The following is a 14,297-nucleotide window of genomic DNA, read 5'->3' on the forward strand; positions in this document are numbered from 1 at the left end:
CCCCTCCAGCGCATCGGCGTGCTTCTTGAGCATCCGGTCGAGGAAGCGCCGGTTCTCCTTCGGCGCCACCCGAGGGATCAGCCCGGTCCGGCCCGGCGTGAGGGCTCAGCCCTCCTCCATCTTCCAGGCGCTGGGCACCAGCGACGGCAGCCGGTGGTCGATCTGGTGCTCGCCCTTGGTGCAGCCCTTGAACGGCCCGTTGGAGGCGCGCAGTTCACGCATGCAGGGCAGGTAGTGGTCGCGAAACCACACCGACGGGCCGGTGTAGCCGCAGGTGGCCGGGTCAGTCAGCTCCTGCCAGGCCAGCCACAACGCGTGCAGCGGGCCGATGACGCCGGTGTCGTGGTCGAACCACCTGTGGCACCAGCGGGCATCCGCCGACGGCTCCCCCAGGTAGCCGGGCACGAGGACGCCCTCCACCCATTCGATCAGGGCGCGCAGCTCCTCGTCGTAGGCGGGCGGGTCCAGCAACAGGATGAGCGGCGGGTACTGCCACTCGTCCCCCTCCTCGGCCTCCTCAGCGCCGTCCCCGCCGGCGTCTTCCTCGCCCTCCTCCAAGGCCTCGCCCGTCTCGTCGGCCGCGCCCTCGGTGAGTGCCTTCACCAGGGCTTCCAGGCGCTGCACGTGCGCCTTGAGGTCCTCCATGTCCTGGAACAGGCCCATCGGGACCTCGAAGTCCGGCTCCGGCCCGTCGTCATCCGCCACGGCGTGCCCTCTTCCTCTGCTCGTACGCCAGGACGGCCCGCCCGGTGATCTCCTTCTCCTCGGCGGCCATCTGCGGGCCGATGTACGCGAGCCTCTGCTCCGCGTACCAGGGCCGAAGGGCGATCTGCGCGACCGGCATGCCCGTGGACAGCAGCAGCGCCGTGCCCTTGCGCATGGCGCGGATCTGCGCGGCGTCCATGATCTCCTCGCGCTGCTCGCCGACGCTGTAGGAGTAGCCCTCCTTCGACTTGGAGTACGAGCTCCGGTCCACCCAGTGGGGGCCGATCAAGTTGGAGACGTCCCCGGCGAACTTGGCGTCGTCCATACCGACACCGATCAGTTTTTTCGTGGCCGCCGACCACATCGAGTCCATGCCGACCTCGCCCCACGCGCGTACGCCCTGGCGGAACGACTGAAGGATCACGAACGGCGTGATCCCCCGAGACCCGAGGTGGGAGTAGAGGTCGGGCAGGTCGGCGATGCGGCAGATGTTGGCGGCCTCGTCGAGCACCGCGCGCATCGGCTCGGGAAGACGGCCGCCGTTGCGCTCGCCCGCCTCCTGCCCGGCGGTGAACACGGCGTCGGCGACGGCTGCCACGACCGCGCTCGCCGGGCCGCCCTTCTTGCTCAGCAGGTAGAGGGTGTCCTTGCTGGTGGCGAAGTGCTCGGGGTCGAACTTCGGGCGGGACTTGTCCGGGGTGACCCACGCCAGCACCCGCTCGTCGCGCAACGCGCTGACGGCGGTCCTCGCGTTCTGAAAGATTCCGCTCTGGGTCTCCTCCGCGATGTTGACGGAGCTGTCGACCTGCTCGGCGAGCACCGGCTCGTTGGCGTAGAGAATGCGCATCGGCGCCTTCTCTTGGGGGTCCGACAGCCACTTCATGACGTCACGGACCGTGCCGCCCTCCCACCAGGCGGCCCTGAACAGGCCCACGAGCAAGTCGCCGGCGGCCTGGGACCAGAACGGATCCGCCTGCTCTGAGGTGATCTGGGTGACGAAGTGGCTGGCGAGGCGTTCGGCGCCCTCCAGCGTCTCCGCCTGGGCGATCATGTCCCACCACATCTCGCGCTCCGCCTGGGCGACGCCCTGGGTGTCGAGAATCCAGGCGTGGCCGATGCGGGAGCGGCTGGCCAAGGTGGCTGCGTACACGTCGGCTTTGTTGGACGTCATCAGCAGCGCGCCGGGGGCCTCCTCGGCCACCGGGATGGACAGGCTGGTCGACTTGCCCGCGCGGGGCGCCATGATGGCGACGTAGGTGTCCTCGTCCGAGCCGCGCAGCTCGACTCCGGACGGCATGTGGTCGCCGAGCAGGACACCCCGGTCGGCCGCCTTGATCTCCTTGGGCTTGACGCCCTTGAGGGAAGCGCGCAGCCGGGTCGCGGTGCGGGCCGCGTGCTTGGGCGTGAGCTCGCGCACCTGGTGCAGCGTGGCCAGACTGCTCGGGTTGCGGAACCACCTGAAGGCGACCCTCAGCCCCCACACCACGAGCGCGATGACCGTCAGGTCGAGCAGGCCCGCGCCGACGGCGGACGCGGTCTGGGAGTGCGGCCACACCGCCGCCCAGTTGCTGACCATGCGGTAGACGGTGAGCGGACTGGCGGGGGCGGCGTCCTCCCCGGTGACGACCGCGCCGGCCGCCGCGCCCGCCCAGCTGGAGGCGGACAGGAGGACCGTCCCGCCGATCAGGACGCCTCCGGCCGCCCATGCCTTGTCGTTCTCGGTCATCGTCATCGGCTGCCACCCCCCGTGGCCACCGGCCTGCGCCGGTTGTGGTCGGTCTTGTAGAGGCGTTGTTCCGTCGCGGTGAGTTCGAGCGCGCACGCGATGCCCGGCCGCGTCCCGATCTTGATGAGGTATTTGCCGCGGCCCGGGTGCCGGGCGCCTTCCTCCTCGACCGCCGGAACGCCCTCGTCCTCGTACGCGGTGGGGTCGATGTCCAGGCCGGTCGACGTCGCCGACGACCACGAGCCGATCATCATGCGTTCCTGCTCGGTCAAGCTGCGCTTGCCGGTGACGCGCCGCAGCTCCTCGTCGGTGGACGCGCCGATCACCCACGTGTCGCACCGGTCCATCAGGCCGCGTGCCTTGGCCCGGTCCATCTCGGTGGGCAGGGCCTCGACGTCGAGCAGGGAGTGCGTGACGTAGATCGTGACGTCGTCGGTCGTGCGGTTGAGGCGGGAGATCGCGTCCATCGCGTCGACCAGGCCCGGGCCGGAGCGCAGGGCCCTCCACATCTCGTCCATCGGCAGCACGAGCCGCCGGTCCATCAGGCCGATGCTGCGGGCGGAGTCGATGCTGGAGTACGTGTACGCCCACGTCGCGATCATCCCGGCGGAGACCACATCATTGCCGCGGGCCCGCAGGGCGGAGATGTCCACCGAGACGGCGGGCGCGTTGATGTCCAGGGGCACGGTGGTCGGCCCGTCGAAGAGGCCGCGCAGCGGGCCGCCGATCAGGTTGTCCAGCCCGGCAATCGCGCTGCGGGTCAGGTCCTGGTACCGGTCGCCCTCGGCGGCCAGCTTGACCCGCAGCTCCTCCGGGGCCGCCCGCAGTACGTCGACGACGTCCTTGACGATCGGGTCGCTGCCAGCGTCCTGCCCGGCGGAGGCGACCTGCACGGCCGTGTCGAGTGCCGAGCGTTCGATCTCGTTCGGGGTCCGGCCCAGCCCGTGCTTCGTCGACAGCAGGGCGACCAGAGTCTCGAGTCTGCGTCCGTTGAGGACGTCGAGCAGGGCCTGGCGCCGTTCGGCGGGCAGGGACTGCACGCGGCCCTTGAGCGGGCCGGAGTCGAGCGGGTTGATGCGGCCGATGCCGTCCCCGATCCGGACGACGCTGCCGCCCAGCTCGCCGATCAGTGTGCTGTACTCGCCCTTGACGTCGCCCGGCACGCACACCATGTGCCCGTACGCCGAGTAAACCAGGCAAATCCTTTTGACCAGGGCGGACTTGCCCGCGCCGGGCTGCGACATCACCCACACGCCGGGATTGGTGGTCAGCTTGCCCGTCCACCCGGACGGGTCCACACAGACGAGTTCGCCGGTGAGCACGTCCCGGCCGACCGGCACACCCCGCGGCGGCAGACCGCTCCCGAGCAGGAACGGATAGACAGTGCCCGCCTGGCTCGTCGGGCCGGTGTAGACGGTGCCCGCGTCCTCCACGGACGCGCGGCCGCCGAACCGGCCACCCCACCCCAGCCTGGGAGCGAACCGGCTCTTGAGCTTCCTCTCAGCCTTCCGCTCCTCGCGGGTGGGGCCTTCCTCGATCGCCCGGGTGACCCGCCTCGGCGTGGTCACCACCGGCTTCGGCTTGCGTGCCATCAGTCCCTCACCAACGGGGAGTAGCCGAGCGGCAGTCCGGCCGCGAAGACGGCGGCCTGGGCGCCGAACGCGGGCCGCATCCGGATGCCCCTGGTGGCCTTGACCGCGCGCTCCAGCTCCTGGCGCGCGGCGGGCAGATCGGCGGTCTTGCGGGCGGTGACCGTGACCATCAGCGTCCAGTCGACGACCTGGGAGCCTCCGGCGACCTGGGCGGCCGCCCGCTCGGCGCGCTCGGCGTCGGCCCGCTGCGACCATTTGGCGCGGCCCTTGACCTCGGCCGTGGCCTGCGCCCGCTGGTGGGCGTGGCTGATCTCCCGCTCCATCACGGCCTCGCCCTCGTACGGGTCCAGAACCCTGTAGCTGAGGGTGATGCGGCGCTGGAAGCGGCCCGGCGCAAGGAGGGGCAGCAGCACGCTGTAGGGGATCGGCCGGCGCGGCATCTCCCGCAGCACCCACGACATCGACACCCCACCGTCGTGGGCGTACTCCTCCCAACCGTCGTCGGCGGCCTGCGGTCCGCACTCGCCCCACTGGAGGTCGGCGAACTCGGCGTCGCGGGCGTTGAACACGTCCGGGTCGTAGGCGGACCTGACCAGGCGGCGCAGGTCGACGTCGGTCGCCCGCCGCTCGATGTCCGTACCGGTTCCACTGAGGTCGAGCGAGTCGACGACCTTCAGCGCCTCGGCGACCTGCTCCGCCAGGTCGACCGGAGGGTTCGCGCTCGCGTGCGGGTCGACGGTGACGCTCATCCACGGCGCCACGCTGGCGGTGGCGTGCGGGGTGGTGCGTACGAGCTCGTCGATCGTCTGCCGGGCCAGCAGCGGCGCGTTCGGGTCCTTGCGGACCTTGACGTCGTCGCCCAGCGCCTCCCCCGCCCCCGGCGTGATCTGGATCGTCACCGACGCGCCCTTGACCTGCTCGTCCGTGGACATCGCGTCCAGCACCGACGACCACGTACGCAAGTTGGACTGCACGGCTCCCGTCGGCGCCATCAGGCTGCCGCCTGGGGCCAGCAGGGTGGCGATGGTCATGTGCCCGGTCTGCCGGTCGTGCACCACCCCGACAGCCTTCCCGGTCGTCGGGTCATGCGCCTTGATCAGGGTGGAGGAGGCCCCCACCCCGGGCAGATCCAGCGCGTACGGATGCGGCAGCAACACCCTGCGGTAGGAGGTGACATCGCCTCGGGTGGCCTTCCGCCACGACACCTTGGCCCAGTAGTAGGCCAGCGCGGACATGCCATGGCGGCGGGCGGCGGCGAGTCCCAGCACGGCGAACGTCAGCGGCAGGGTGATCAGCAGGCTGGCGGGCAGCTGGACACCGATCAGCCCGTCCGCGACCAGTGCACCGGCACCGATCATGGTGGCGCCCTTGGACAGGCCGCCGAAGCCGAAGGACCGGCGGGCGCGGAAACCGTCGACCATCAACGCCTTCGGCACCTCGTGGGTCGTCACTGCTGGTTCCCCCCGTTTCCGATCGCGCCGCTCGCGCCCTGGACGGCGTCATTGACCCCGTCCAAGACCTGGATACCGATACCGACCCCGGTCGCCGCCGTCGCAGCGCCTGCCGTCCCGGCGGCCTGCGCGCCCTGGGTGGCGGTTCCGTTGGTGGCGGCCTGCGTGCCGGTGGTCGCCGCGTCGGTCCCGGCCTGGCCGGGCACGCGGGCATTGGCCTCGTTGCGGGCGGCCTGCGCCTGGGCGTCGCCGCCGGACTGGCCGTCGCCGCCCTCGCCGCCCTGGCCGTTCTGGCCTCCCATGGACTGCTCGACGTAGCGGGCATGGTCCACGGCGTTGGCGGGCTCGGCTCCCCCACCGCCGCCGCCCACTTCCTCGGCTCCCTTACCGGCGAGGTAGCCCGCGGCTCCGGCGAGGGCGCCGCCCATGCCGCCCGACGCCATCCCGGAACCGACCGCCTCTCCGAAGGGCGCAAAGATTTTCGTCAGCGGGCCCGGGGCGAGGATCGCGAGTACCAGGGTGGCGAAGCCGCGCAGCCACTCGGCCAGCGTCTTGGAGTGGCCGAACTCCGAGAAGCCGGTGCAGATGATGATGGCGAGCATGGGTTTGTAGGTGACGATCACGAGTCCGCTCGTGATCAGCCTCGGGGCCCACTTGCGGGTGGTGTCGCCGCCTGCCCGGCCGCCGCCGGCCACCGGTAGCAGCAGACAGATGATGGGGATGGCCGACTGCCGCAGGAACACCATGACCAGCTGGATGAACCCGACCAGCAGCAACACCGAGACGATGCACAGCATCGTGATGGGGTTGGAGACGGCGGCGGGCACCAGCACCGCAATGATCCGCTCGTAGGCCTTCCCGTCGTCGTTGAAGGTGGCATTCACCAGTCCGGAGGTCATCGCGTCCCCGGCGGTCAGCAGGACCGCGAACAGGCCGACGCCGCAGGCGCTGAGCAGGATGTTCTCTCCCCAGCCCAGCATGGCTCTTCCGGCATGCTTGGTCTGGCCGGTCACGGCCATCTTGGCGAGCTGCCAGATCATCCCGAAGGCGGCGATCACCAGGCCGAGCCAGGTGAGCATGCCCGCCAAGGTGGCTTTGCCGCTCCACAGGCCGGTGCCCTTCAGGTCGACGGACGGCCCCAGCAGGGCGACGGTCAAGACCTTCTTGATGACCCACTTCACGACGTCGGCGGCCGAGTTGACCACGTCGCCGAGGACGCTCTGCCAGACGTTCTTCCAGGCTTCCTTGATCTTCTTCTCGCCGACCTTGCCGACGGCGTCACACAGGCTGCCCGCGCCGGTGATGCTGCCCGCCTGGCCGGGGGGCGCCATCCCTCCGGTGCCCAGGATCGTGCCGAGGATGGGGCCCGTGGCGATCCGGCAACCGCCCTCGATGGCACCGCCGATGATCCCGTCGGCCCGCGCGGGCTGCGGCGCGGACACCGACACCCCGAACACCGCGACCAGCGCGAGGAGGACGGCCGCGATGCGGCGCATCATGACGCCTCCCGTATAGCCGTCCATCCGGCCGCATTGAAGGCGGCGTCACCGGGGGCGACCATCTTGGGCTGAGTCCCCTTCTGGGCGGCCGCCAGGGCGGTTTTCGTCGCCGCCCCGGACAACTTCCAGTCGCCGTTCTCCCACACCGCACCGTTCACGACGCGGGTGTAGGAGTCGGCCTCCTTGGCCGTCTCGCCGTCCTTCTGTGCCGCCCGGGACAGCAGCCACACGCTGACCTCGTTCGGCGACTCCTTGATGACCTTGTAGCCGACCACGTTGTTGCGGACGTACGCACCCGACGGCAGCGGCGACTTGGCGCTCACGCCCATCTCCTGGTGCAGGGTCTTGTCCGTCTGGAGCGCCTGGAGCTCGATCTGCTCCGCGTTGTTCGAGGACTGGTCCGCCTTGGCGAGGTAGCTGTAGTAGATGCGCAGCTGCTCGTCGACGTTGGACTTGTCCGCCTCGATGTCGGTGGTGTTGGCGGCCGCCATCATCGCGACCGCGCCCTCGGTGGTGTGCGGGAAGCCGACCTGACTGCCGCGGCTGTTGGTGCGCTGCCCCCGCGGAAGCGCCGCCCACCGTTCCGGCTCGGTCCAGCCCTCCGGCTCCTTGTAGGTGGCGCTGGGGCTGGCGGGGCCGGACACGCTCGGGCTCGCCGAGCCTCCCTTGCCCTGGTCGCTCGAACCACCGTCGCCGCTGAACAACGCGTAGCCGCTCAACGCGATCACGGCCGCGGCCGCGATGCCCGCACCCACTACGCCCTTGCTGTTCCATGTCCCCCTGGTACGTGCCACGTCACTTCACCTAGCCCGCGATGCCGTTGAGGATGGTGATCAGGGACCCGGCCAGGACGATGGCCACGATCCCGCCGCCCATCCACTTGAACGGCTCGCTGCCGCCGCCGTGGCGGCTCTTGTCGCTGACGGCGAGCTTGTAGACACCGAAGCCCGTGCCGCCGACTCCGGCGAGGACCAGGCCCCACAGGGCGTAGCCGAGCAGCTGGGAGACGGTGTCGTCCAGCCCTGGGATCTTCGTCGGCTTGGCATTGGGGATGATGCCGGCCAGCGTCACCAGCTGGGTGGCCATGCTCATCATGGTCATTTCCCTTCCATCGTGCGCCGCAGCTTCCCCGCCGCGGTCAGTACGTCCTTGTGCTCCAAGGCCTCCTCGGCCTTCTCCACTGCGCGCAGGACCGCCAGGTACGGCACGGTCGCGGTCCCGGCCAACCGCCCTGCGAGGGCGCGGAACCGGTAGCGGGCGCCCTCCGCCGGTCGCGCCGGGGCGTCCGAGATCAGCACCAGCCAGGGTTTGGGCAGAGACCCCCAGCTGCGCATCATTTCCTCGACGCGCGCGGCGCCCCATACCGTCGTCTGGGCCAGCAGCACCGGCTGCGCCCCGTAGGGGATGAGCTCGCCGGGCGCCAGGATGCGGGCCCTGCCCCTGCCCTCGGGGTCGAGCATCCGGGCAACGGTCGCCTCTGCAATGCCGTAGCCCTGCACGGCAATCAGCGCGTACCGGAGCGCGACCGGCGCCCCGCCCCCGGGTGTTGATGTCACAGATTGGGTGATCACGCCGCAACTCCCCCCTGTATGGCTGCGTTTGTCGGCCCCACGATCTTGGGCCTGTGGGACTACTGAGGCTAACGTGCATCACTGTCAAACCTGATCTGCGTTTCGCTCTCTCCGGCGCAGGCAGTGCCGCCGGCCATTTCGTCTCGCGAAATGGCCTCGTGCGGGCCCTGGCTGACGCCGCGTGAGGTGCACCACCGCCCCGGGCCGGGCCGATCCGGACCAACCTTCCGGCCCGGGGCTCTCGCCCCAGGTCAGGCCCGGTGCGACCGGAATCGCCCGCCGCCGCCCCGCCCTGGCCTGCGAGTCGAATGCGTGCACGAAACAGAGCGTCTCGTGATCTAGTACGGCAGAGGTCACAGCACAGACACGACAAGCGACGAAGGACGCACGTACGGGGGGATAGCGCGTGAAGGTGCTCGTCCAGGCTGCCCTGGCGGTCGTAGCCGCGTTCATCGCGGCCATCCTGACGATCGTGACCGTCGTGCTCGTCGACGAGGACAACGCCGCAGCCAAGGAAGTCACCGACGGCGGCGGAGGCCTGCGTGGGGTCCCCGCCGACTTCCGTCCCTGGATCCTCAAGGCCGACGAGGAGTGCAAGGAGCCGGAGATGACCCCGGCCCTGCTCGCCGCCCAGCTCTACCAGGAGTCCCATTTCAGCACCACGGCCGTCTCCGACGTCGGAGCCCAGGGGCCCGCCCAGTTCATGCCCGGCACCTGGGCGACGTGGGGGCGTGACTCCGACGGCAACGGCGAGGCGTCGCCCTTGGACATAGGCGACGCCGTCATGGCACAGGGCCGCATGATGTGCTCGCTGATCAAGCAGGCCAAGTCCTCCGGCTACGGCGGCGACGCCCGCGCGCTCGCCCTCGCCGGGTACAACGCGGGCTGGGGCGCCGTCGAGAAGTACCAGGGCGTCCCGCCGAAATCATTCGCAGGCGGTCAGACCTACAACTACGTGCAGATCATCCTGTCCACGATGACGAAGTTCGAGGGCCCCGGACTGCTCCAGATATCCGGCTCCGGCGACGGACCCAACGCCGTACGCCGGGCGTCCACCCAGCTCGGCACCCCCTACGCCTGGGGCGGCGGCGGACCGTCCGGACCGAGCACCGGATTCTGCGACGGGACCAACGGCTACCTCAACGGCAAGTGCTCCGCAGACAGCACCGTCGGCTTCGATTGCAGCAGCCTCGTCATGTACGCGTACTGGCCCTCACTGCACCTGCCCCGCACGGCGGCCGACCAGTACGGCGCCACCAGCGACCACGCCGTCTCGCGCCAGGATCTGAAGGTCGGTGACTTGCTCTTCTGGTCGCACGGCGGGTCCGCCGGCATCTATCACGTCGCCATTTACGCGGGTGATGGGAACGTGATCTCGGCGCCGCGCACAGGGCGCAACGTGGAGGTCGCTTCGATCAGCGCGGCCATGCCGGACCGGGACTACTTCGGCGCCACCCGGCCCTGATACCCGTCTGTAGGGCCGCTTTGGATCTGTCGGGTTCTCAGCGATCTGTCGGCGGTTTGTCGTCCGCGACAGATCGCTGAAAAGAAGAGGCGTACAGGGTCGTAACCCCTGGAAGACTGGAGCCAGTCGACGAGGCAACGAAGGAGCGCTATGGGTCTGACTGTCCGAGTGCGCGGCCGCCGCAAGAAGCTCACGCTGGAGGCGGGCAGGCTCTCGTCACGCACCCAGCCCCCCGAAGGAGTCACGCTCACGCCGCACACTGCCGAATTCGCCGCCCTGCTGACGAGAGGCCTGGGAACCGGCGTACGTCTTCGGCGCGTCGCGGAGAGCAATGCCACGGCCGTTCACGTGGTCCGGCCGGACGGCGACGTGCTGCGCAACCACGGCATCGTGCCGGAGTTCAAGGACGGGCCGTCCTGGGCCCCAATCACCGTCGCTCTGGTCAAAGACGACCCGGACCAGCCCATCGACATCTACCTCGAACCGGTGCCGGGCACATCTGTCGACTACGAGGGCAATCTCGCCCTGTTCCTCGCCGATGCCGCCGCTCGATTGATCCGCCACTACGCGCCGGCGCTGACGTCCTAAATCGGCCGCCCGTGATCCTCCGGCCGAGGAATTAGACCTGGCCGTGGGAAGTTCGCCCGGACACAGCGGTGAGAAGGTCCCGCAAAGCCCCGGCTCACAGTAGTCAGGCCGGACAAGAAGAGTTGAGAACCACAGGACGCCGGTCCGTGGGCCGACTCTCCGGCCTTGAAAACACGCGTGCCGCAGTCCCGGAAATCGGGTCTGCGGCACGCGCTGTTTGGCGGCGGCTACTTCGTCTTGCCGCTCTTGTGGGTCGGTCCGGTCGGCCGGTGCGCGGCCACCCCGGCCTCCGCAGGCGCCGCGCCCTTCGCCGCCTGCGCCTTAGTAGGGTCCATGCTCGTCGACGTGGCTCGCGCGGCCGTGGTGTTCACCCGCACACGCGACTCCGACGCCCCGTCGCCCAGTGGTCGGCGCAGGGCATCGTTGGCGGCCTGCACCAGTCGCGATCCGAGCTGCGGGCCCGGGCCCTGCTCCCACGAGACATCCTTGCCCAGCCGTACGAGGTGGTCGCGCACCGGCTTGCCCTCGCTCTCCATCTGGGCCATCCGGGCGGCCACGAGCGGCCATTGCTTGTGCGCCAGCAACAGCCCCGCCTCCCGCTCCCGACCGGGCATTGCCTCCTGCACCCACCGCGCGTACCGCTGGTGATCCTGGTCCGGGATGGCGAGCTGCTTCCACGCCCGCGCCCGGTCCGACAGGTCGAGATCCGCTGGGATGCTCAGCCCGATCGTCAGCGGCCCGGACGACAGTCGCGCGTCCTGGCTCATCCGGGGTGCCGCTTCCGCGCCGAGGACCTTCGCCACCGCCTGGTCGACGCCGAGGCCTTCGTCGTGTGCGGACGCGAGGAGGGCGCGCACATCCACGCCCTTCTCGTCCAGCCGGGCCATCGTCGCCGCGATGTCCGGCCATGCCGGGGACGACAGGATCGCCTCGCGAACTGGTCCCGCCGGCAGTGTCTCGCGCAGCATCCGGTCCCACTCCCCGGTGCGCTCCCGGGCCACCCGCGCCTCGTTCGCCGCGACCTGCTCCTGCACGCTCACCGCGATGTCGCCGACGCGCGGCAGGAACTGCCCCAGGTCCACGCCCGCGGTGCGCAGCGCCATCAGCTGCTGCGCCATCTGCGGCCAGTCCGCCTCCTTCATCAGGGCGGCGGAAATGTCCGACGGCAACAGGCTCTTGATGCCCTCGGCCGTCTCGTTCACCGCCTGGTCGGCGGGCGACAGATCCTCCTCCTTCCCCTTGTTCTTCTTCTGCTGGTGCCGTCGTACGGCGTCCGCGATGGCCAGGACCAGACGCGTCGCCATGACGGCGGTCTGCACCGCCTCGCCTGTCGCCTCGCTGAACGGCTCTCCCGGCGTGGGTGTCGCCATGGTGTGCTGTTCTCCCCTCCGTTAGCGGGTCCTCCTCGGACCCTTGCGCTGCTCGTCCCCGGGCGGTCGCCGTGTCGGCGAGGGCGCCCCGGTCTTGCGAGGCGCACCGGTGCGTCCGGTACCGCCCGCAGACGTCGCAGCCGTGCTCGTGCCGGTGGCGGCCGCCGTCGAACTGCGCTCGCGTCGCCATCCGTCCAACCGCCAGGTCAACACCTCGGCGATCGACTCCGCTGAGGTCAACTCCCGTCGGCGCGCGACCGTTCCCAGCACGTCCACCGTATCCTCGCCCGCCTTCTCGATCTCTGTCAGTTTCGCTCGCAGGGCGGGCCAGGCGGGATCCGCCAGGACCTCGGGTGCGTGCTCGGGGATCGCCTCCTGAACGACGCCCGCCATCGGCCTGCTGCTGGAGGCGGCGTTCGCCCGGCGTGCGGTGCCCGCCCGGACGGGGGCGCGCTTGGGCCGCGGCCGGTACTCGCGTGCCGCGTTCGCCCCGGTGGTGACCTCAACCGCCTCCCGCAGCAGTCGCCCGGCACGCCCGGCGGCCTGTGCGTGGGCGCGGTGCTCCTGTGCCTCGTGCCAGCGCCGGGACGCCTCGACCGCGGTCACCAGGGCCAGCAGAAATCCGAGGGCCGCCGCCGCATCGTTGCGTCCGACCGACGCGACGGACTGCGAGAGAACCTGTGTCGACTCTCGGTACAGCTCGCGCGCCTGACCCTCCAGATTCCGGGCGGTGGGTGCACGGGAGGCTCGCTCGAATTCGGTCGCGGCCTCCCGGATCTGATCACGCACCAGGCGCGGGGAAATCACTGCGGCCACCACGATCAGGTCACCGAGAGCGGCGACGTCTCCGGCTCCCTGGTGCAGTCCTCCGGCTCCCAGCTGGTCGGCGGCCGCGCGGACCTTTTGCTCTGCCACGCGCCACATTCCCGCCGGCGCCGAAGCCGGTCGCAGCGCCGGTCCGTTCCAGCGCTCGCGGACGCGCGGCAGCGACAGATCCGGGGCGAGCCGGGAGCCGGAGAACCACACCGGTTCCTGCCTCCGGTTGCGATCACCCGGCATGGCGACGGAGTAGCCGGTCAGGTTGCCGTCCGGGGCGATCCGCTGCTGCACTCGCACGCCCGCGGCCCCGAGCCGGGCGAAGAAATCGGCGTCGCTCGTGGCGGCGGCTGCGGCCTCCCTGACCGTGCGCTGAAGGGTCTGGCGGGCCGACTCCTTAAGGCCGCGCCGCTCCGCCTTCTCGGCCTCTCCGCTCTTCACCCACGATCGCGCTGTCTTGTCGCCGCGCCCCACTTGGCGCAGCCCGAACTCCACCTCGAAGCGGGCGGCGACCCGGTGCATCTTCACGATGTCCTGGCGCAGGTTCGGCTGTCGGCCGTCCTCTCGCGCTTTGGTCGCGACGATGTGAATGTGGTCGTCGGCGTGCCGGATCGCCACCCACCGGCAGCCCTGGTCACTGTCGTGCGGAGCGATACCGGCGGCGTCCATCAACTCGTAGGCGACCCGGGCCCATTCCGCGTCCGACAGGATGCGGTCCTCGGGCGCGTTGCGCACCGCCACGTGGTACACGTGCAGCTTCGGCTTCTTGCCGATCAGGGCGTACACCGGGGCATCCATGATCAGCGCGAGATCCGCGATGGTCATGTCCGGCGACCGCGCCGGGTCGTCGATGTACGGATCCCACGCCGCGACCATGTGCGGGTCCACGTGTTCGTCGCGTCGGCCCGGACCGTACAGGTAGTGCAGCAGGCCGTAGGTGTCGTTTCCCTCGTCGAGCTTCTCCGGGATCACGACCGCGGTTGCCTCTCGCGCATCAGCTGGAGGGTGGCCGCATCCACACGCCGGATCGCCTTCTCAAGCACGCGGTAGACCGAGCTCATCTGCTCGTCGACCACAGTGCCGTCGCTGTTCAGTACCTTCGCTATCTGGTTGTGGTTGACGCCCACGCGGCGCAGCTGATTGCGGGACTCGATCAGCTCCTTGACCACTTCCTTGGCGTCGGCCGATACCGGCACGAGAGTCTCCTTGGCAACAGCCAGGGCAGCGTCGGCGACCCACGCCGCAAGCGCTGTGTTGTCGCGCGCGGCAGCCTCACGCAAGAGCGTCATCTCGTCGTCGTTGAAGGACACCAGGAAGCGATGGTTGCGAGCGCCGCCGGCCTCGCGGGCACGACGGCGCACGGTGCGTCGACGCTTGCCGTCCGCTGCTGATGGCTCGGCCACAACAGGCTCCTCCCCATCGTCCCCCGGTCCGTGCTCGGACCCATGATCCCCGGCGAACCCACCCTAGTGGATCTCCGCCGGGACGACCGCTTACTGATATCAGTAAGCACT

At 70.2% G+C, this 14,297-nt stretch carries 13 protein-coding genes; 2 read left to right on the forward strand and 11 right to left on the reverse strand.

All coding sequences use genetic code 11. From position 1 onward, the window contains the following. Positions 1-105: 105 nt before the first annotated feature. Genes ACWC1K_RS41925 through ACWC1K_RS41960 form a run of 8 tightly spaced genes read right to left on the reverse strand, consistent with a single transcriptional unit; the run spans position 106 to position 8,544 of the window. On the reverse strand, positions 106-705 hold the full coding sequence (locus ACWC1K_RS41925; protein ID WP_450838536.1) for a DUF4913 domain-containing protein: 600 nt from the start codon (positions 703-705) through the stop codon (positions 106-108). Further along, complete coding sequence (locus ACWC1K_RS41930; protein ID WP_450838538.1) at positions 695-2,437, reverse strand: type IV secretory system conjugative DNA transfer family protein; 1,743 nt, start codon at positions 2,435-2,437, stop codon at positions 695-697. The genes ACWC1K_RS41925 and ACWC1K_RS41930 overlap by 11 nt, the downstream gene beginning before the upstream one ends. Further along, positions 2,434-4,023 (reverse strand): ATP-binding protein, encoded by a 1,590-nt coding sequence (locus tag ACWC1K_RS41935; RefSeq protein ID WP_450838540.1) that lies wholly within the window; start codon positions 4,021-4,023, stop codon positions 2,434-2,436. The genes ACWC1K_RS41930 and ACWC1K_RS41935 overlap by 4 nt, the downstream gene beginning before the upstream one ends. Continuing rightward, positions 4,023-5,474 carry an SCO6880 family protein gene (locus ACWC1K_RS41940; RefSeq protein ID WP_450838542.1) on the reverse strand — a complete coding sequence of 484 codons (1,452 nt, stop codon included), beginning with the start codon at positions 5,472-5,474 and terminating at the stop codon, positions 4,023-4,025. Before ACWC1K_RS41940 ends, ACWC1K_RS41935 begins: the two co-directional genes overlap by 1 nt. Further along, entirely contained in the window at positions 5,471-6,997 is a 1,527-nt protein-coding gene (locus ACWC1K_RS41945) for a hypothetical protein (protein WP_450838544.1), read from the reverse strand. Before ACWC1K_RS41945 ends, ACWC1K_RS41940 begins: the two co-directional genes overlap by 4 nt. Further along, entirely contained in the window at positions 6,970-7,767 is a 798-nt protein-coding gene (locus ACWC1K_RS41950; RefSeq protein ID WP_450838546.1) for a hypothetical protein, read from the reverse strand. The genes ACWC1K_RS41945 and ACWC1K_RS41950 overlap by 28 nt, the downstream gene beginning before the upstream one ends. A 10-nt stretch (positions 7,768-7,777) precedes the next feature. After that, a complete protein-coding gene (locus tag ACWC1K_RS41955; protein WP_450838548.1) occupies positions 7,778-8,074 on the reverse strand; it encodes a hypothetical protein in 297 nt (98 codons plus the stop codon). Continuing rightward, on the reverse strand, positions 8,071-8,544 hold the full coding sequence (locus ACWC1K_RS41960; RefSeq protein WP_450838550.1) for a hypothetical protein: 474 nt from the start codon (positions 8,542-8,544) through the stop codon (positions 8,071-8,073). The genes ACWC1K_RS41955 and ACWC1K_RS41960 overlap by 4 nt, the downstream gene beginning before the upstream one ends. A gap of 406 nt (positions 8,545-8,950) precedes the next feature. Here ACWC1K_RS41960 and ACWC1K_RS41965 point away from each other — a divergent pair, with 406 nt between their 5' ends. Next, positions 8,951-10,009, forward strand: coding sequence for a C40 family peptidase (locus ACWC1K_RS41965; RefSeq protein ID WP_450838552.1), 1,059 nt, complete (start codon positions 8,951-8,953; stop codon positions 10,007-10,009). Positions 10,010-10,159: 150 nt separating this feature from the next. After that, on the forward strand, positions 10,160-10,597 hold the full coding sequence (locus ACWC1K_RS41970) for a hypothetical protein (RefSeq protein WP_450838554.1): 438 nt from the start codon (positions 10,160-10,162) through the stop codon (positions 10,595-10,597). A gap of 227 nt (positions 10,598-10,824) precedes the next feature. Here the strand turns inward: ACWC1K_RS41970 and ACWC1K_RS41975 are convergent, their stop codons facing one another. From ACWC1K_RS41975 to mobC, 3 genes are read right to left on the reverse strand one after another with little or no spacing between them, the layout of a single operon-like run. Continuing rightward, positions 10,825-11,967 carry a hypothetical protein gene (locus ACWC1K_RS41975; RefSeq protein WP_450838556.1) on the reverse strand — a complete coding sequence of 381 codons (1,143 nt, stop codon included), beginning with the start codon at positions 11,965-11,967 and terminating at the stop codon, positions 10,825-10,827. A gap of 21 nt (positions 11,968-11,988) precedes the next feature. Beyond that, complete coding sequence (locus tag ACWC1K_RS41980) at positions 11,989-13,755, reverse strand: relaxase/mobilization nuclease domain-containing protein (protein ID WP_450838558.1); 1,767 nt, start codon at positions 13,753-13,755, stop codon at positions 11,989-11,991. Then, a complete protein-coding gene (gene mobC / locus ACWC1K_RS41985; RefSeq protein WP_450838560.1) occupies positions 13,752-14,186 on the reverse strand; it encodes a plasmid mobilization relaxosome protein MobC in 435 nt (144 codons plus the stop codon). The genes ACWC1K_RS41980 and mobC overlap by 4 nt, the downstream gene beginning before the upstream one ends. Positions 14,187-14,297: the final 111 nt, after the last annotated feature.

This window comes from Streptomyces sp. NPDC001492 (assembly GCF_053597275.1).

Excerpts from the sequence above, each read along its gene's own strand:
- ACWC1K_RS41945 (WP_450838544.1), bottom strand. The coding sequence starts at position 6,997 with ATGGACGGCTATACGGGAGGCGTCATGATGCGCCGCATCGCGGCCGTC.
- ACWC1K_RS41975 (WP_450838556.1), bottom strand. The coding sequence starts at position 11,967 with ATGGCGACACCCACGCCGGGAGAGCCGTTCAGCGAGGCGACAGGCGAG.
- ACWC1K_RS41935 (WP_450838540.1), bottom strand. The coding sequence starts at position 4,023 with ATGGCACGCAAGCCGAAGCCGGTGGTGACCACGCCGAGGCGGGTCACC.
- ACWC1K_RS41955 (WP_450838548.1), bottom strand. The coding sequence starts at position 8,074 with ATGACCATGATGAGCATGGCCACCCAGCTGGTGACGCTGGCCGGCATC.
- ACWC1K_RS41930 (WP_450838538.1), bottom strand. The coding sequence starts at position 2,437 with ATGACGATGACCGAGAACGACAAGGCATGGGCGGCCGGAGGCGTCCTG.
- ACWC1K_RS41970 (WP_450838554.1), top strand. The coding sequence starts at position 10,160 with ATGGGTCTGACTGTCCGAGTGCGCGGCCGCCGCAAGAAGCTCACGCTG.